Below are 17371 nucleotides of genomic sequence, written 5' to 3' on the forward strand. Positions count from 1 at the left end.
CGCGGATCAGCGCCCAGCGAACGCCACGGGCGATGTCGGTGGCTCCGCATACACTTTCGGAGTGTCGATCCTGAACGCCGTTACGGACCCCTCCTCCACCCCCTCTCCCTCCTTCCACCGCTTCGTCTCCTCGCTCGACGAGTCGTCCTCGAAGCTGGTGGTGAGCGGCGCGCGGGTGCACAACCTGCAGAACGTCGACCTCGAGATCCCGCGCGACTCGATGGTGGTGTTCACCGGTCTCTCGGGCTCGGGCAAGTCCTCCCTGGCCTTCGACACGATCTTCGCGGAGGGCCAGCGGCGCTACGTCGAGTCCCTCTCCGCGTACGCCCGCCAGTTCCTCGGGCAGGTGGACCGGCCGGACGTCGACTTCATCGAGGGCCTCAGCCCCGCGGTCTCGATCGACCAGAAGTCGACGAACCGCAACCCGCGCTCCACCGTCGGCACGATCACCGAGATCTTCGACTACATGCGTCTGCTGTGGGCGCGCATCGGCGTCCCGCACTGCCCCATCTGCAGCGAGCGGATCTCCGCGCAGACCGTGCAGCAGATCGCCGACCAGCTGATGGAGCTCGAGACCGGTACCCGCTACCAGATCCTCAGCCCCGTCGTCTCGCAGAAGAAGGGCGAGTTCGTCGACCTCTTCAAGGAGCTGACCGCGGGCGGCTACTCCCGCGCCATGGTGGACGGGAAGCTCGTCCAGCTGAGCGAGCCGCCGGTGCTCAAGAAGCAGTACAAGCACGACATCTCCGTCGTGGTCGACCGGCTCGTGGCCGGCCCCGACATCCTCGGGCGCCTCACCGACTCGCTCGAGACGGCCCTGCGGCTCACCGACGGCATCGTGCAGATCAACTACGTCGACGGCGAGGGCGACGGCGCCTGGACCACCTACTCCGAGAAGCTGTCCTGCCCCAACAACCACCCGATCTCGCTGACCGAGATCGAGCCGCGGACCTTCTCCTTCAACGCGCCCTTCGGCGCCTGCCCGGAGTGCTCGGGCCTCGGCACGCGCATGTCGGTCGACGACGAGCTGCTGCTCGGCGACCCCGACCTGAGCATCGCCGAGGGCGTCATCATCCCCTGGACCACCCAGGGCAAGGGCCTGTTCCAGTACTACGAGAAGCTGCTCGACGGCCTCTCCCGCGACCTCGGCTTCACGCTCACCACCCCGTGGAAGCGCCTCAGCACCGAGGTGCAGCAGGCCGTCCTCCACGGCGACAACTTCGAGGTCAAGGTCAAGTGGAAGAACCGCTACGGCCGCGAGATGAGCTACACCTCGGGCTTCGAGGGCGTCGTGCCCTACATCGAGCGCCAGTTCGTCCAGGCCGAGACCGACGTCCAGCGCACCCGCTGGTCCGAGTTCCTCCGCGAGGTGCCCTGCCCCGTGTGCAAGGGCTCCCGCCTGAAGCCCGAGGTGCTCGCCGTGCTCGTGCACGGGGCGAGCATCGCGGACGTGGCCGACCTCAGCCTCGGCGACGCCCAGGACTTCATGAGCCGGCTCGAGCTGACCGACCGCGAGGCGCACATCGCCGCGCAGGTGCTGCGCGAGATCCGCGCGCGCATCGACTTCCTCATCGAGGTCGGGCTCAACTACCTCAACCTCTCGCGCGCCGCCGCCTCCCTGTCGGGCGGCGAGGCGCAGCGCATCCGCCTGGCGACCCAGATCGGCTCCGGGCTGACCGGCGTGCTCTACGTGCTCGACGAGCCGAGCATCGGCCTGCACCAGCGCGACAACCGCCGCCTGATCGACACCCTCATCAAGCTGCGCGACCTGGGCAACACGCTGATCGTGGTCGAGCACGACGAGGACACCATCCGCACCGCCGACTGGATCGTCGACATCGGCCCGGGTGCCGGGGTCAACGGCGGCAAGGTCGTGCACTCCGGCTCCTACGAGTCGCTGCTCGAGAACACGCACTCGCTGACCGGCGACTACGTCTCGGGCCGCAAGGCGATCGAGGTCCCGAAGAAGCGGCGGAAGATCGACCGCAAGCGGATGATCAAGGTCGTCGGGGCGAACGCCAACAATCTCCGCAAGGTCGACGCGGAGTTCCCGCTCGGCACGTTCGTCGCGGTCACCGGGGTCTCCGGCTCCGGCAAGAGCACCCTCGTGAACGACATCCTCTACCGCGTGCTCGCCAACCAGCTCAACGGCGCCCGCAAGGTGCCGGGCAAGCACACGCGCGTCACCGGCCTCGAGAACCTCGACAAGGTTGTGCATGTCGACCAGAACCCGATCGGCCGCACGCCGCGCTCGAACCCCGCCACCTACACGGGCGTGTTCGACCGCATCCGCAACCTCTTCGCCGAGACCACCGAGGCGAAGGCGCGGGGGTACCTGCCCGGCCGCTTCAGCTTCAACGTCAAGGGCGGCCGCTGCGAGGCCTGCTCGGGCGACGGCACCATCAAGATCGAGATGAACTTCCTGCCCGACGTCTACGTGGCGTGCGAGGTCTGCGGGGGAGCGCGCTACAACCGCGACACCCTGACCGTGCACTACAAGGGCAAGAACATCGCCGAGGTGCTCGACATGCCGATCGCCGAGGCGGCCGACTTCTTCGAGCCGATCACGGCGATCCACCGCTTCCTCCGCACGCTGGTGGAGGTGGGCCTCGGCTACGTCCGCCTCGGGCAGAGCGCGACCACGCTCTCCGGCGGCGAGGCGCAGCGCGTCAAGCTGGCGACCGAGCTCCAGCGCCGCTCCAACGGCCGCAGCGTCTACGTGCTCGACGAGCCGACGACGGGCCTGCACTTCGAGGACGTCCGCAAGCTCCTCCTCGTCCTCAACGGCCTGGTCGACAAGGGCAACACGGTGATCACCATCGAGCACAACCTCGACGTCATCAAGTCGGCCGACTGGCTGATCGACATGGGTCCCGAGGGCGGCGCCGGCGGCGGACAGGTGGTCGCGGTGGGCACCCCCGAGCACGTGGCGAAGGTCGAGGGCAGCCACACCGGCATGTTCCTCGCCGAGATCCTCGGCTGACGCGAGCGAGAGGCATGGCGCAGACAGTCGACTTCCGGCCGAAGCCGGGTGAGATCCCGACCCTCCCGGGCGTGTACCGCTTCACGGACGCCCGGGGGCGGGTGCTCTACGTGGGCAAGGCCAAGAACCTCCGCGCGCGGCTGAGCAACTACTTCGCCCCGCTGCCGAGCCTGCACGAGCGCACCCGGCGGATGGTCACCTCGGCCTCCGGCGTCGAGTGGACCGTCGTCGGCACCGACGTCGAGGCCCTGCAGCTCGAGTTCACCTGGATCAACGAGTTCGATCCCCCCTTCAACGTCAAGTTCCGCGACGACAAGTCCTACCCCTACATGGCGGTGACGCTCGGCGACGAGGCCCCGCGGGTGATGGTCACGCGGAACGCCAAGATCAGGAAGGCCCGCTACTTCGGGCCCTACCCGAAGATCTGGGCGATCCACGAGACGATCGACCTGATGATCAAGGCGTTCCCGATCAGGACCTGCAACGACTCCAACTACAAGCGCGCCATGCAGAGCGGCAAGCCCTGCTTCGCGTCGCAGATCGGCCGCTGCGGCGGGCCCTGCTCCCACCGCGTCACCTTCGCCGAGCACCGCGAGATGGTCGACCGCTTCGTCGCCTTCATGGGCAGCCACGACCGCCGGATGATCGGCGAGCTCGAGAAGGAGATGCGCGAGGCCGCCGCGGCGATGGAGTACGAGCGCGCCGGCAAGCTTCGCGATCAGGCCGCCGCCCTCGACGCGGTCCTCGCCAAGAGCGCGGTCGTGCTCAAGGACAACGTGGACGTCGACCTCTACGCGATCGTCCACGACGAGCTCGCCGCCTCCGTGCAGCAGTTCCGGGTCCGCGGCGGGCGCATCCGCGGCGAGCGGGGCTGGGTCGTCGACAAGGAGCTCGACATGAGCACGGCGGAGCTCGTCGACACGGCCCTCCAGGCCGCCTACGAGACCGGCGACGTCCCGCCCCGGGAGGTCGTCGTGCCGGAGCTGCCCGAGGACACCGAGGCGCTCGAGGAGTGGCTGAGCGGACTGCGCGGCACGAACGTGCGCCTCCGAGCGGCCCAGCGCGGAGACAAGGCCGCCCTCCTCGAGACGGCGACGCAGAACGCGAAGCACTCGCTGATGCTCTACAAGACCCGCCGCTCCGCCGACTTCACCGCTCGGACGCAGGCTCTGGAGGACATCCGCGACGCCCTCGGCATGAGCGAGGCGCCGCTCCGGATGGAGTGCTACGACGTCTCCCACCTCAGCGGCACCAACATCGTCGCCTCGATGGTGGTCTTCGAGGACGGGCTCGCGCGGAAGGACCAGTACCGGCGGTTCTCCGTCGCGGAGTCGACGGACGACACCGAGTCGCTGCACCAGGTGCTCACCCGCCGCCTCGCGTACCTCCGCGAGCCGGTCGAGCCCGCGGCGGTCGACCCCGAGACCGGCGAGGCCAAGCGGCGCAAGTTCTCGTACCCCCCGCAGCTGCTGATCGTCGACGGCGGCCAGCCGCAGGTCGCAGCCGCGCAGCGCGCGCTCGACGAGTCCGGGGTGACCGGCATCACCCTCTGCGGGATCGCCAAGCGCCTCGAGGAGATCTGGCTGCCGGACTCCGACTTCCCCGTCATCCTGCCGCGCAACAGCGATGCGCTCTTCCTCTTCCAGCGCATCCGCGACGAGGCGCACCGCTTCGCGATCACCCACCAGAGGACGCGTCGCAAGCGCGACATCTCGTCGCAGCTGGCCGAGGTGCCCGGGCTCGGAGGCACGCGAGTCCGCGACCTGCTGAAGCACTTCGGATCCGTCGCCCGGCTCCGCGAGGCGGGCGAGGCCGAGATCGCCGAGGTCAAGGGTATCGGCCCGACGCTGGCGGGCGCGATCCACGCGCACCTGCATCCGGACGGGTCCGCCGTCGGGGGCACGCCCTAGGCTGGAGGCCCGCGCTCCGGGGGAGAGCGGCCGGTGCCCGGCACCGAGGACACGAGCAGACACGAGCACGGAGAGCGCATGAGCACGGAGAGCGAGCAGCAGGACGTGCTGATCGTCACGGGGATGTCCGGAGCGGGCCGGTCCACGGCCGCGAACGCGCTGGAGGACCTCGGCTGGTACGTCGTCGACAACCTGCCGCCGCAGATGCTGCGCCCGCTGGTCGACCTGGCGCAGCGTGCAGGGGACACGCTGCCGAAGATCGCGGCGGTCGTCGACGTCCGCGGACGCGACTTCTTCGAGGACCTCGGCGACATCGTCCGCGAGCTGCGCGCCGGGGTCGACCTCCGAGTGGTGTTCCTCGAGGCCACCGACGCCGCGCTCGTCCGCCGCTTCGAGCAGGTGCGCCGTCCGCACCCGCTGCAGGGCCGGGGGACCCTCCTCGACGGCATCTCCGCCGAGCGGACGCGCCTCGCTCAGCTGCGGGAGTCGGCCGACATCGTCATCGACACCTCGGACCTCAACATCCACCAGCTGGCCACCAGCATCACCGAGCGCTTCGCCGAGGCCGGCCGCGCGGGCCTCCAGGTCACGGTGATGAGCTTCGGCTTCAAGTACGGGCTGCCGACGGACGCCGACATGGTGGCCGACGCGCGGTTCCTGCCGAACCCGTACTGGATCCCGGAGCTGCGTCCGCACACGGGTCTCGACGAAGAGGTGAGAGACTACGTGCTGGCCCAGCAGGGCGCCGAGGAGTTCATCGACTCCTACTCCCGGGCCCTGCGCCCCGTGCTCGACGGCTACCAGCGCGAGAACAAGCGCCACGCGACCATCGCGATCGGCTGCACGGGAGGCAAGCACCGCTCCGTCGCGGTCGCGGGCCGTGTCGCGGCCCGTCTGGCCGAGCTGCCGGGCGTCGCCGTCAACGTGGCGCACCGCGACCTCGGCCGAGAATGATCCCCGCGCGCTCAGCCGCGCACCCGACGTAAGGAAGACTCCGTGGCCCTCACCGCAGACGTCAAGGGCGAACTGGTCGCGATCGTCTCGCGCAAGAACACCGTCCGTGCCGCCGAACTGGCGACCATCCTCCGCTTCTCCGGAGGACTGCACATCATCTCCAACCGCCTCGCGGTCGAGGTCGAGCTCGACTCCGCCCCGCTCGCGACCCGCGTGCGCCGCGACCTCGCCGAGCTGTACGGCGTCCGCAGCGAGGGCAGCATCGTCTCGGCCGGCGGATCCCGGAGGACCACGAGCTGGCTGGTGCGCGTCGTCGAGGGCGGGGACACCCTCGCCCGGCAGACCGGCCTCCTCGACCAGCGGGGCCGGCCCGTCCGCGGCCTGCCCAACCGCCTCACGACCGGCTCCCGCGAGGAGCTCGCCGCCCTGTGGCGCGGCGCCTTCCTCGCCCAGGGCTCGCTGACCGACCCGGGCCGCTCCGCGGCGCTCGAGATCATCTGCCCCGGCAACGAGGCGGCCATGGCGATCGTCGGAGCCGCCGGACGCCTGGGAGTCCAGGCCAAGTCCCGCGAGGTGCGCGGCGTCCACCGGGTCGTCATCCGCGACGGCGAGAGCATCAGCGCGATGCTCACCCTGATGGGCGCGACCGCGACCGTCGCGAGCTGGGAGGAGCTGCGCCAGCGCCGCGAGGTGCGGGCGACCGCGAACCGCCTCGTCAACTTCGACGACGCGAACCTCCGCCGCTCCGCCCAGGCCGCCGTCGCGGCGTGCGCCCGCGTCGAGCGCGCGATGGAGATCCTGGGCGACGACATCCCCGAGCACCTCCGCTACGCCGGGCGCCTGCGCCTCGCGCACCGCGACGCGAGCCTCGACGAGCTCGGCCACCACGCCGATCCGCCGATGACGAAGGACGCCGTCGCCGGCCGCATCCGCCGCCTCCTCGCGATGGCCGACAAGCGCGCGTCCGACCTCGACATCCCGGGCACCGACGCGAACCTCCCGGCAGAGCTGCAGGACCTCTAGGCCCGGCCGCACGGCGCGCCTCGCCCGGCGAACGCTGAGTGTCTCCTGGTCGAACAACGCAAGCCCTCCGAACGCGGAGGGGCCCCCTCGCTAGACTGATCGGGTCGCTCAGGACACTCCCGGCCCTCCTCCTCCGCCTTGCGGAGGACGCCGAGACGCCGGCGGGTCGCACGGGAGCGACGACCACGAACAGGAGATCGCACATGGCTGACTACACGCTCGCCGAACTGCCCTACGACTACTCGGCCCTCGAGCCGAACATCAGTGGGCGGATCATGGAGCTCCACCACGACAAGCACCACGCGACGTACGTGGCCGGGGCGAACACCGCCCTCGCCTCGCTGCAGGAGGCTCGCGACAGCGAGAACCTCGCGAACGTGAACAAGCTCCAGAAGGACCTCGCCTTCAACCTCGCCGGTCACGTGAACCACACCGTGTTCTGGAACAACCTCTCGCCGGACGGCGGCGACAAGCCCGTCGGCGAGCTCGCCGCGGCCATCGACGACAACTTCGGGTCGTTCGACAAGTTCCGCGCCCACTTCACCGCCTCGGCCCTCGGCATCCAGGGCTCCGGCTGGTCGATCCTCGCCTGGGACTCGCTCGGCGAGAAGCTCATCATCGAGCAGCTCTACGACCACCAGGGCAACCTCGCCGCGGCGACCGTCCCGGTCCTCCTCCTCGACATGTGGGAGCACGCCTTCTACCTCGACTACGTCAACGTGAAGGCCGACTACGTCAAGGCGTTCTGGAACATCGTGAACTGGGCCGACGTGTCCGCGCGCTTCGAGAAGGCCCGCGAGAAGACTTCGGGCCTGCTGCTACTGTCGTAGCGATCTCGGCGTCCCGGGCCCCGCGTCCGGGACGCCCTGTCGTCGGCTTCCACCCCTCCACTGCACCGTCGAGGTGCCTTTCCTCACCAGGAGATATCTGTGTCCGTCAAGATCGGCATCAACGGCTTCGGCCGTATCGGCCGTAACTTCTTCCGTGCAGCCCTCGCCAAGGGCAGCGACCTCGAGATCGTCGCGGTCAACGACCTCACCGACAACAAGGCCCTCGCGCACCTCCTGAAGTACGACTCCATCACGGGCCGCCTCGACGCGACCGTCGAGCTCGACGGCGACCGCATCGTCGTCAACGGCAAGCCGATCATCGTCCTCGAGGAGCGCGACCCCGCGAACCTCCCCTGGGGCGAGCTGGGAGTCGACGTCGTCATCGAGTCGACCGGCCGCTTCACCAAGTCGGAGGACGCGCGCAAGCACATCACCGCGGGTGCCAAGAAGGTCATCGTCTCCGCTCCCGCCACCGGCAGCGACGTCGCGACCCTGGTCCTCGGCGTGAACGAGAACACCTACGACCCCGCGACGCACGACATCATCTCGAACGCGTCCTGCACCACGAACTGCCTCGCGCCGCTCGCCAAGGTGCTGCTCGACAACTTCGGCATCGAGCGCGGCCTGATGACCACGGTCCACGCGTACACCGCCGACCAGAACCTCCAGGACGGCCCGCACAGCGACCTGCGTCGCGCCCGCGCCGCCGCCGTCAACATCATCCCGACCTCGACCGGTGCCGCCAAGGCGCTCGGCCTGGTCATCCCGGAGCTCGTCGGCAAGCTCGACGGCTACGCCCTCCGCGTCCCGGTCCCGACCGGCTCGATCACCGACCTCACCGTCGAGCTGACCAAGCCCGCCACCGTCGAGGAGATCAACGCGGCGTACAAGGCCGCCTCCGAGGGAGACCTCAAGGGCATCCTCAAGTACACCGAGGACCCGATCGTCTCGAGCGACATCGTGACCGACCCGCACTCGTCGATCTTCGACGCGGGCCTCACGAAGGTCATCGGCAGCCAGGTCAAGGTCGCCTCCTGGTACGACAACGAGTGGGGCTACTCCAACCGCCTCGTCGACGTCACCGAGTTCGTCGCCGGCAAGCTCTAAGGGCTGCGCGCAGTGACGCTCCGCACTCTGGACTCACTGGGCTCCCTCGCAGGCAAGCGCGTCGTCGTCCGCTGCGATCTGAACGTCCCCCTGAAGGACGGAACGATCTCGGACGACGGCCGCGTGCGCGCGTCGGTGCCCACGCTCCAGCGTCTGGTCTCCGAGGGCGCCCGAGTCGTGGTCGTGAGCCACCTCGGGCGCCCCGAGGGGAAGCCCGAGGCGAAGTACAGCCTCGCTCCCGTCGCCGCCCGCCTCGGCGAGCTGCTCGACGCTCCGGTGGCCTTCGCTGAGGACACCGTCGGGGAGGCGGCCTCGGCCGCCGTCGACGCCCTCGAGGACGGCCACGTCGTCGTCCTCGAGAACCTCCGGTTCAACGCCGGCGAGACGAGCAAGGACGAGGTCGAGCGCCGCGCCTTCGCCGAGAAGCTGGCCGCGTACGGGGACGCCTTCGTCTCCGACGGGTTCGGCGTCGTGCACCGCAAACAGGCGAGCGTCTACGAGCTCGCCGAGCTTCTCCCCAGCGCCGCCGGCACGCTGATCGCGGCCGAGCTCGAGGTGCTGGAGCGGCTCACCGAGAAGCCCGAGCGCCCCTACGCGGTCGTCCTCGGCGGCTCGAAGGTCTCGGACAAGCTCGGCGTGATCGAGCACCTGCTGCCGAAGGTCGACTCGATCCTCATCGGTGGCGGAATGCTCTTCACCTTCCTCAAGGCCCAGGGCCACGAGGTCGGCGCCAGCCTGCTGGAGGCGGACCAGGTCGACACCGTGCTCGGCTACCTCGCGAAGGCGAAGGAGCTGGGCGTGGAGATCGTCCTGCCGACGGACGTCGTCGTGGCGTCGGAGTTCGGCCCCGACGCCGAGCACCAGGTCGCCTCGGCCGACGCGATCGAGGGCACGCCCTTCGGTGAGAAGGGCCTCGGCCTGGACATCGGACCGGACACCGCCGCGCACTTCGCCGAGATCATCGCGGCGTCCGAGACGGTGTTCTGGAACGGCCCCATGGGCGTCTTCGAGCTCGAGCCGTTCGCGGCGGGCACCAAGACCGTCGCGCAGGCGCTCACCGAGGTCGACGGTCTCAGCGTCGTCGGCGGAGGCGACTCCGCCGCGGCCGTCCGCGCCCTCGGGTTCCGCGACGACCAGTTCGGCCACATCTCGACGGGAGGCGGAGCGAGCCTCGAATTCCTCGAGGGCAAGCGCCTCCCCGGACTGGAGGTCCTCGGATGGTAGACACCGCCGCCCGCACCCCGCTCATCGCCGGCAACTGGAAGATGAACCTGGATCACCTCCAGGCCATCGCCTTCGTGCAGAAGCTGGCATGGAGCCTCAAGGACGCCGATCACGACTTCGACGGTGTCGAGGTCGCGGTGTTCCCGCCCTTCACGGACCTCCGGCCCGTTCAGATCCTCGTCGACTCGGACAAGCTGCCGCTCAAGTACGGCGCGCAGGACGTCTCGAAGTTCGACAGCGGCGCCTACACCGGCGAGATCTCGGGCCAGTTCCTGAAGCAGCTCGACTGCGACTACGTGATCGTCGGCCACTCGGAGCGTCGCACGCTCCACGGCGAGACGGACGCGGACATCGCCGCCAAGTCGGCTGCGGCCGTCAATCACGGCGTCGCTCCGATCATCTGCGTCGGCGAGACCGCGGAGGACCTCGAGAAGCACGGCCCGTCGGCCGTGCCGGTCGCCCAGCTGAAGGAGGCCCTCACCGGCCTCCCCGCGGACGCCGACCTCGTCGTCGCCTACGAGCCGGTCTGGGCCATCGGCTCCGGACAGGCCGCGACGCCCGAGCAGGCCCAGCAGGTCTGCAAGGCGCTCCGTGGAGTCGTCGCCGACGTCCTCGGCGCCGACACCGCCGCGAAGACCCGGATCCTCTACGGCGGCTCCGTGAAGTCCGGCAACATCGCCGGCTTCATGCGCGAGCCCGACGTCGACGGAGCACTCGTCGGAGGCGCCAGCCTCCAGGTCGACGAGTTCGCGGCGATCGCGCGATTCCGGAACCACGTCGGGGTCTGAGTTGCTGCGACGAGAGGGCGGGCCCATCGGGCCCGCCCTCTCGTCGTCCACGCCGCTCCCCGCGCGGCGTGGCGCGGTCGGCTCCGCGACGGGGCGCGGTTCCGGGAGCGGGATGCGTTCGGCTACGTCGATCCGCTGGGACGCGGATCGCCGGTTCGCCTCGCTGTCGTCCACGCCGCTCCCTGCGCGGCGTGGCGCGGTCGGCTTCGCGACGGGGCGCGGTTCCGAGAGCGGGATGCGTCCGCCTACGTCGATCCGCTGGGACGCGGATCGCCGGTTCGCCTCGCTGTCGTCCACGCCGCTCCCTGCGCGGCGTGGCGCGGTCGGCTTCGCGACGGGGCGCGGTTCCGGGAGCGGGATGCGTCCGGCTACGTCGATCCGCTGGAACGCGGATCACCGGTTCGCCTCGGAGGATCCCACACCGGCTTCGCGCGTTGGCCGGTCCGGTGCCGTCGGCTCCTCGCGGGGTGCCCTCCGAGAGCGTGTCGCGTTCGGCTCGATCGATCCGAAAGTACGTGGATCACAGGCTCGCGGTCAAGCGACTGGAGAGGTTGTCGAGGGCACCGCGACGAGGCCACCCGCTCCGCCCATCGACGGACACTCGTATACATCGCCCCGAACACGGGACGACGCATTCCTCGCGGATTCGCAGGCGCCGTTATACTCGTCGGGGCGCGCAACGCGCCAGAACTTCGAAAGGTACCGCGTGGACATCCTCCAGGTCGTGCTCCAGGTCATCCTGGGCATCACGAGCCTCCTGCTCACCATGCTGATCCTGCTCCACAAGGGGCGCGGCGGCGGACTGTCCGACATGTTCGGGGGCGGAGTCACCTCCAACCTCGGCGCGTCGGGCGTCGCCGAGCGCAACCTGAACCGCATCACCGTGATCCTGGGCGTCGTCTGGCTGGCCTGCATCGTGGTGCTCGGACTCATCACCAAGTTCACCACCGGAGCATAGGGGTACTCGCAATGGCATCAGGCGGCAGTGCAATCCGCGGTTCGCGCGTCGGCGCAGGACCCATGGGCGAGCAGGACCGGGGCTTCCACGCGGAGCGCGTCGCGGTCTCCTACTGGGACGCTCTCGGCAACGAGACGGTGCGCCACTTCTCGGCGGCCCTCCCCGAGGACGAGATCCCCGAGGTGATCGACTCCCCGCAGTCCGGTCTCCCCGCGGGCCGCGACCGGGCGAACCCGCCCCAGGTCGCGAAGACCGAGCCCTACAAGACGCACCTCGCCTACGTGAAGGAGCGCCGCACCGAGGCCGAGGCGGCTCAGCTCCTCGAGGAGGCGCTGCAGCAGCTGCGCGCCCGACGAGGCACCGCGACCCCGTCCTGATCCTCACCGCACGACGAACGACGGAAGGCCCGCCCCCTCGGGGGACGGGCCTTCCGTCGTTTCCGGACCGGGCTCAGTAGCTCGGAGCGATGAGCGACTCGGGGACCTCGGCCGCCGCCTCCTGGTCGACGAAGAACACCGTGCGCTTGCGACCGAACGCGCCCGACGCGGGCACCTCGTTCGTGCTGGCACCCGCGAGCGCGAGGCCCAGGGCCGAGGCCTTGTCAGCGCCGGCGAGCACCATCCAGATGCGGTCCGACTGGTTGATCAGCGGCAGCGTGAGGGTGAGGCGCTCCGGCGGCGGCTTCGGCGAGTTGCGGACGGCGAGGACGCCGGGAGTCGTGGAGCGGATCGCGGAGCGCTCGGGGAACAGCGACGCGATGTGCCCGTCCGGCCCGACACCGAGGAAGGTGATGTCGAAGCGCGGGTAGTCGCGCCCCTCGGAGGCGTGCTCGCGCAGCTCCGCGTCGTAGGCAGCGGCGGCACCGTCGAGGTCCAGACCCTCGTCCGAGGCGGGGTAGGAGTGCACGTTCGCCGCCGGCACGTCGAGGACGCTGAAGAGGTCCCCCGCCTGGACGTCGTTGCGGTCCTCGTGGCCGCGGGGCACCCAGCGCTCGTCACCCCACCAGAAGTGCACGCGCGACCAGTCCACGTTGCCGGCGGCGGAGGAGGAGCCGATCTCCTTGAGTGTGGCGGCTCCCATCGTTCCTCCGGTGAGCACGACGTTCGCCGAACCCAGGTCGTCGAGGACGTCGATCGTCTTGGTGAGGAACCGGGCGGCGACCGAGCCGGCGAGGGTCTGCTTGTCGCGGTGGACCAGCACGCGGCGTTCGGTGGTCATCTCAGGGGACTCCTTCGGGTTCGGGTGCCGATCGGCGGGGTTCGGCTCCGTGTCGGGAAGCTCTGAGGCGTGGGCGCCCTGGACGGGCGCCCACGCCTCAGGAGGCGCTGCGGGCCTCGGCCTTCTCAGTGAGCATGTCGACCCCGCGCGAGATCACTTCACCGTACAGGTCATCCGGGTCGAGCCGGCGCAGCTCCTCCGCCAGGCAGTCCCGGAGGCTGCGGCGGGGGAGCGAGATGTCGTGGACCGGCTGATCGGGCTGCGTGAGCGTCGCGACGTTGGGCACCGAGCGCTCGAGCTCGATCACTCCGGAGTCGCGGATGAGCCGCACGCCGTGGATCCCGCTGGACCCGGTGGCGCTGATCGTGAGCTCGTGGTCGACGGGGATGTCGAGCTCGAGCTGCAGCCAGGCGGCGAGCAGGATCGTCGAGGGGGAGTCGGGCGCGCCCGAGACCTCGACGGCCGTGATCGGCTCGTAGGGCGGCTGGTCGAGCACTGCTGCGAGCTGCGCGCGCCAGAGGGTGAGGCGGGTCCAGGCGAAGTCGGTGTCGCCGGGGGCGTAGGTGGAGGCGAGGTGGTGCAGCGCCTCCGCCGGGTTCGACTGGGCCGACGCGTCGGTGATCCGCCGGGTGGCGATCCGGCCGATCGGGGACGCCGAGGCGTTGTCCGGAGCGCTGTTCGGCCACCAGGCCACGACGGGGGCGTCGGGGAGGAGCAGGCCCGTGACCAGGCTCTCCTCGTCCTCGGCCGCGTCCCCGTAGGGACGGAGCACGACGACCTCGCTCGCGCCGGCGTCGCCTCCGACCCGGATCTGCGCGTCGACGCGCGCCGTCGCGTCGACCGGGACCGTGGTGGTGCCGTCGTCCTTCGAGACCACGATGACGCGCATCGGGTGCTCGCGGGACGCGTCGTTCGCGGCTTCGATGGCCTCCTCCTCGTGACCCCGGGAGGTCGCGATGATGAGGGTGAGGACGCGGCCGAGGGCGACGGCGCCGCCCTCCTCGCGGATCTTGACGAGGGTCTTCGAGACCTCGCTCGTCGTGGTGTCGGGCAGATCGACGATCATGGACGCCTCCAGGTGCGGCCGTCGCGGGCGAGGAGCTCGTCGGCGGAATCGGGGCCCCAGGTTCCGGGGCGGTACTGCTCGGGCTGGCCCTGCGTGGCCCAGAACTCCTCGATCGGGTCGAGGATCTTCCAGGACAGCTCGACCTCCTCGTGCCGAGGGAAGAGCGGCGGCTCGCCCAGGAGGACGTCGAGGATGAGGCGCTCGTAGGCCTCGGGGCTCGCCTCGGTGAACGCGTGGCCGTAGCCGAAGTCCATCGTCACGTCGCGCACCTGCATGCCGGCGCCGGGCACCTTCGAGCCGAATCGCATGGTGACGCCCTCGTCGGGCTGGACGCGGATGACGAGCGCGTTCTGGCCGAGCGACGTGGTCTGGCTCTCGGCGAAGAGCTGCTTCGGTGCCCGCTTGAACACGACCGCGATCTCGGTGACGCGGCGGCCGAGGCGCTTGCCGGCCCGCAGGTAGAACGGCACGCCGGCCCAGCGTCGGGTGCCGATGTCCAGGCGCATGGCGGCGTAGGTCTCGGTGGTCGAGGTGGGGCTCATGCCGTCCTCCTCGAGGAAGCCGAGCACCTTCTCGCCGCCCTGCCAGCCGCCGGCGTACTGCCCGCGGGCGGTCGCGGTGGAGAGGTCGGCGGGGAGGCGGACGGCCGCGAGGACCTTCTCCTTCTCCGCACGGAGGTCGGCCGCGTCGAACGAGATCGGCTCCTCCATGGCGGTCAGGGCGAGCAGCTGCAGCAGGTGGTTCTGGATGACGTCGCGCGCCGCTCCGATGCCGTCGTAGTAGCCCGCGCGCCCGCCCACGCCGATGTCCTCGGCCATGGTGATCTGCACGTGGTCGACGTAGTTCGAGTTCCAGAGCGGCTCGTACATCATGTTGGCGAAGCGGAGGGCCAGGATGTTCTGGACCGTCTCCTTGCCGAGGTAGTGGTCGATCCGGAAGACGGAGTCGGGCGGGAAGACCGACTCGACGACGTCGTTCAGCTCGCGAGCCGTCTTCAGGTCGCTGCCGAACGGCTTCTCGATGACGACGCGGCGCCACTGGCCGTCCTTCTGCTCGGCGAGGCCGGAGCTGCGCAGCTGCTCGGTGACCTGCGGGAAGGACTTCGGGGGGATCGAGAGGTAGAAGGCGAAGTTGCCGTTCGTGCCGCGCTCGCGGTCGAGGTCGTCGACGGTCGTCTTCAGGCGGGCGAACGCCTCGGGGTCGTCGAACTCGCCCTGCACGAACCGGATGCCCTGCGCGAGCTGCGCCCAGACCTCCTCGTGGAACTCGGTGCGGGCGTGCTTCTTCACGGAGTCGTGGACGACCTGCTCGAAGTCCTGGTCGTCCCAGTCGCGCCGGGCGAATCCGACGAGGGCGAAGCCGGGAGGCAGGAGGCCGCGGTTGGCGAGATCGTAGACCGCGGGCATGAGCTTCTTGCGGGAGAGGTCGCCGGTCACGCCGAAGATGACGAGGCCGCTGGGCCCGGCGATCCGGTTCAACCGGCGGTCGAAGCTCAACCTCAACGGGTTGAACTCGGGGGTGATGTCCACAGACATGTGCAGTGTCCTTCTGTGTGCCGGTGGGACCGGCGCACTGCTATCGGTGAGGGAGGGGGAGGAGCGGGCGGACCCGGCTGCTGCCCCGGGAAGTGGTCGCGGGACGACCGCGGGCACGCCGCCACGCGCTCGAGAGCGCAGCGGCGGCGTGCCCGTCGGATCAGGTGTTGAGGGCCTCGAAGAGCGCCTCGAGGTCGGCCTCGGGGTCGGTCAGCGTGAGGGTCAGCACCGGCCGGCCGTGCTCGGCGAGCACGCTCGCGTCACCGGCGGCCTGGGCCAGGATGAGCTGGCCGAAGGTGAACGGGCTGTCCGGGATCTCGAGGTCCACGTCGGAGCGCTCGGTGATCTGGAGGAACACGCCGGTCGGCGCCCCGCCCTTGTGGTACTGCCCGGTCGAGTGCAGGAAGCGCGGGCCCCACCCGAAGGTGACGGGGCGCTGGGCCTGCGCGGCGAGGAGGTCGCGCACGCCCTCGAGCTGCGGGAGCGCGAGGCGGTCGACGTACGCCTGGATCGAGACGTAGCCGCCGTCGCCCAGCTGGGCGAGGAGGCGGTCGACAGCGGCGGCGACGGTCGAGACGCCCTCGGTGACACTGCTGCTGCCGGTGACCTCGATGCCCGCGTCGGTGAACGCGGGCGCCTCGGGCTCGGGGCGCTTCTCGAGCAGGGCCCGGGTCGCGACCTTCGCCGACTCGACGTCGGGCTGGTCGAACGGGTTGATGCCCAGGAGGCGACCCGCGACGGCGACGGCGTACTCCCACGTCAGCATCTGAGCGCCGAGCGAGCCGGAGAGGAGGATCTCGCCCTCGTGACGGTCGCGCGGGAACAGGTGCAGCGCCGTGGCGTCCTCGACCAGGCGGACGACCTGCACGTCGGGCAGGTCCTCCGAGAGCTCGGGGGCCAGCGTGCCGAGGACGACGGGGAGGATGCCCGTGCCGTCCTTGCCGGTGGACTCGGCGATGAGCTGCTCCGCCCAGTCGGCGAAGCCGACGATGTCGGTCCCGTCGGCGACGATCGCGAGCTTGTCGCGGCGCGGGCTGGTCGCGGCGATCGCCGCTCCGAGGATCAGGCCCGGGTTCTCGGGGGAGTCCACGGCGAGCCCGAGGGAGGCCTCGGCCGCCTCGTCGAGGAGTGCCTCGATGTCGGCGCCGGCGAGCCCGGACGGCACGAGGCCGAACGCGGAGAGCGCCGAGAAGCGCCCGCCGATGTTCGGGTCGGCGTTGAACACGCGGTAGCCGGCCTCGCGGGAGGAGGTGTCGAGGGGCGAGCCCGGGTCGGTCACGATGACGATGCGGTCGAGCGGATCGATGCCCGCCTCCGTGAACGCCTTCTCGTAGGCCTTCTTCTGGCTCGCGGTCTCGACGGTCGAGCCGGACTTCGAGGAGATGACGACCGCGGTCGACGCGAGCCGGTCGTTCAGGGCGGCGAGCACCTGGCCGGGCGCCGTCGAGTCGAGCACGGTGAGCTCGACGCCGGCGGTGCGGGTGATGACCTCGGGCGCGAGGGAGGAGCCGCCCATGCCGCCGAGGACGATGTGGTCGACGCCCTTGGCCTGGAACTCCTCGCGCAGGGCGAGGATCTGGGGGATCAGGGGGCGGGAGACGGTGGTCGACTCGGTCCACCCGAGGCGCTTGGCCGCCTCCTCCTCCGCCGCGGCACCCCACAGGGTGGGGACCTGGGCGGTGATGCCGGACGCGACCTCGTCGGCGACGAGCTCCGGGACGACGCGGTCGACGGCCTTCTCGGCGTCTCCGCTGACGTGGATCTGGATGGCCATG

14 protein-coding genes are annotated in these 17371 nt (G+C 70.4%); 10 read left to right on the plus strand and 4 right to left on the minus strand.

What is annotated here, in order from left to right:
• Positions 1 to 157: 157 nt before the first annotated feature.
• From uvrA to C5B92_RS02990, 10 genes are all read left to right on the plus strand, one after another.
• Positions 158 to 2983 carry an excinuclease ABC subunit UvrA gene (uvrA, locus tag C5B92_RS02945; RefSeq protein WP_244229661.1) on the plus strand — a complete coding sequence of 942 codons (2826 nt, stop codon included), beginning with the start codon at positions 158 to 160 and terminating at the stop codon, positions 2981 to 2983.
• Positions 2984 to 2997: 14 nt separating this feature from the next.
• The gene (gene uvrC, locus C5B92_RS02950; protein WP_104255366.1) at positions 2998 to 4893 is read left to right on the plus strand and encodes an excinuclease ABC subunit UvrC; all 1896 of its coding nucleotides are present in this window, start codon (positions 2998 to 3000) and stop codon (positions 4891 to 4893) included.
• Positions 4894 to 4971: 78 nt separating this feature from the next.
• The gene (rapZ, locus tag C5B92_RS02955; RefSeq protein WP_097166020.1) at positions 4972 to 5847 is read left to right on the plus strand and encodes an RNase adapter RapZ; all 876 of its coding nucleotides are present in this window, start codon (positions 4972 to 4974) and stop codon (positions 5845 to 5847) included.
• Positions 5848 to 5889: 42 nt separating this feature from the next.
• A complete protein-coding gene (gene whiA, locus C5B92_RS02960; protein WP_104221905.1) occupies positions 5890 to 6870 on the plus strand; it encodes a DNA-binding protein WhiA in 981 nt (326 codons plus the stop codon).
• A gap of 203 nt (positions 6871 to 7073) precedes the next feature.
• Positions 7074 to 7700: a superoxide dismutase gene (locus tag C5B92_RS02965; RefSeq protein WP_104221907.1), complete on the plus strand. Its 627-nt coding sequence runs from the start codon at positions 7074 to 7076 to the stop codon at positions 7698 to 7700.
• Between the two features lie 99 nt (positions 7701 to 7799).
• Positions 7800 to 8807, plus strand: coding sequence for a type I glyceraldehyde-3-phosphate dehydrogenase (gene gap / locus C5B92_RS02970; protein WP_104221909.1), 1008 nt, complete (start codon positions 7800 to 7802; stop codon positions 8805 to 8807).
• A gap of 12 nt (positions 8808 to 8819) precedes the next feature.
• Positions 8820 to 10031, plus strand: a complete 1212-nt coding sequence (locus C5B92_RS02975) for a phosphoglycerate kinase (RefSeq protein ID WP_104274423.1) — start codon at positions 8820 to 8822, stop codon at positions 10029 to 10031.
• The gene (tpiA, locus tag C5B92_RS02980; protein ID WP_104221913.1) at positions 10025 to 10819 is read left to right on the plus strand and encodes a triose-phosphate isomerase; all 795 of its coding nucleotides are present in this window, start codon (positions 10025 to 10027) and stop codon (positions 10817 to 10819) included. The genes C5B92_RS02975 and tpiA overlap by 7 nt, the downstream gene beginning before the upstream one ends.
• Before the next feature lie 706 nt (positions 10820 to 11525).
• Positions 11526 to 11777 (plus strand): preprotein translocase subunit SecG, encoded by a 252-nt coding sequence (gene secG, locus C5B92_RS02985; RefSeq protein ID WP_104221915.1) that lies wholly within the window; start codon positions 11526 to 11528, stop codon positions 11775 to 11777.
• Positions 11778 to 11788: 11 nt separating this feature from the next.
• Positions 11789 to 12154 (plus strand): RNA polymerase-binding protein RbpA, encoded by a 366-nt coding sequence (locus C5B92_RS02990; RefSeq protein WP_055791968.1) that lies wholly within the window; start codon positions 11789 to 11791, stop codon positions 12152 to 12154.
• Positions 12155 to 12227: 73 nt separating this feature from the next.
• On the opposite strand, the gene pgl is transcribed toward C5B92_RS02990, so the two are convergent.
• The 4 genes from pgl to C5B92_RS03010 all read right to left on the minus strand — a co-directional run bounded on the left by pgl (position 12228) and on the right by C5B92_RS03010 (position 17370).
• Positions 12228 to 12995, minus strand: a complete 768-nt coding sequence (gene pgl / locus C5B92_RS02995; protein ID WP_104221917.1) for a 6-phosphogluconolactonase — start codon at positions 12993 to 12995, stop codon at positions 12228 to 12230.
• Between the two features lie 97 nt (positions 12996 to 13092).
• Positions 13093 to 14061, minus strand: a complete 969-nt coding sequence (locus C5B92_RS03000) for a glucose-6-phosphate dehydrogenase assembly protein OpcA (RefSeq protein ID WP_104232638.1) — start codon at positions 14059 to 14061, stop codon at positions 13093 to 13095.
• On the minus strand, positions 14058 to 15596 hold the full coding sequence (gene zwf, locus C5B92_RS03005) for a glucose-6-phosphate dehydrogenase (protein WP_104246802.1): 1539 nt from the start codon (positions 15594 to 15596) through the stop codon (positions 14058 to 14060). The genes C5B92_RS03000 and zwf overlap by 4 nt, the downstream gene beginning before the upstream one ends.
• 160 nt (positions 15597 to 15756) lie before the next feature.
• Positions 15757 to 17370: a glucose-6-phosphate isomerase gene (locus tag C5B92_RS03010; RefSeq protein ID WP_104221922.1), complete on the minus strand. Its 1614-nt coding sequence runs from the start codon at positions 17368 to 17370 to the stop codon at positions 15757 to 15759.
• Position 17371 lies beyond the last annotated feature (1 nt).

It is taken from the genome of Rathayibacter sp. AY1A4 (assembly GCF_002930955.1).
Taxonomy (GTDB): Bacteria; Actinomycetota; Actinomycetes; order Actinomycetales; family Microbacteriaceae; genus Rathayibacter.

Excerpts from the sequence above, each read along its gene's own strand:
- zwf (WP_104246802.1), bottom strand. The coding sequence starts at position 15,596 with ATGTCTGTGGACATCACCCCCGAGTTCAACCCGTTGAGGTTGAGCTTC.
- tpiA (WP_104221913.1), top strand. The coding sequence starts at position 10,025 with ATGGTAGACACCGCCGCCCGCACCCCGCTCATCGCCGGCAACTGGAAG.
- uvrC (WP_104255366.1), top strand. The coding sequence starts at position 2,998 with ATGGCGCAGACAGTCGACTTCCGGCCGAAGCCGGGTGAGATCCCGACC.
- rapZ (WP_097166020.1), top strand. The coding sequence starts at position 4,972 with ATGAGCACGGAGAGCGAGCAGCAGGACGTGCTGATCGTCACGGGGATG.
- C5B92_RS03010 (WP_104221922.1), bottom strand. The coding sequence starts at position 17,370 with ATGGCCATCCAGATCCACGTCAGCGGAGACGCCGAGAAGGCCGTCGAC.
- C5B92_RS02965 (WP_104221907.1), top strand. The coding sequence starts at position 7,074 with ATGGCTGACTACACGCTCGCCGAACTGCCCTACGACTACTCGGCCCTC.
- C5B92_RS03000 (WP_104232638.1), bottom strand. The coding sequence starts at position 14,061 with ATGATCGTCGATCTGCCCGACACCACGACGAGCGAGGTCTCGAAGACC.
- C5B92_RS02990 (WP_055791968.1), top strand. The coding sequence starts at position 11,789 with ATGGCATCAGGCGGCAGTGCAATCCGCGGTTCGCGCGTCGGCGCAGGA.
- pgl (WP_104221917.1), bottom strand. The coding sequence starts at position 12,995 with ATGACCACCGAACGCCGCGTGCTGGTCCACCGCGACAAGCAGACCCTC.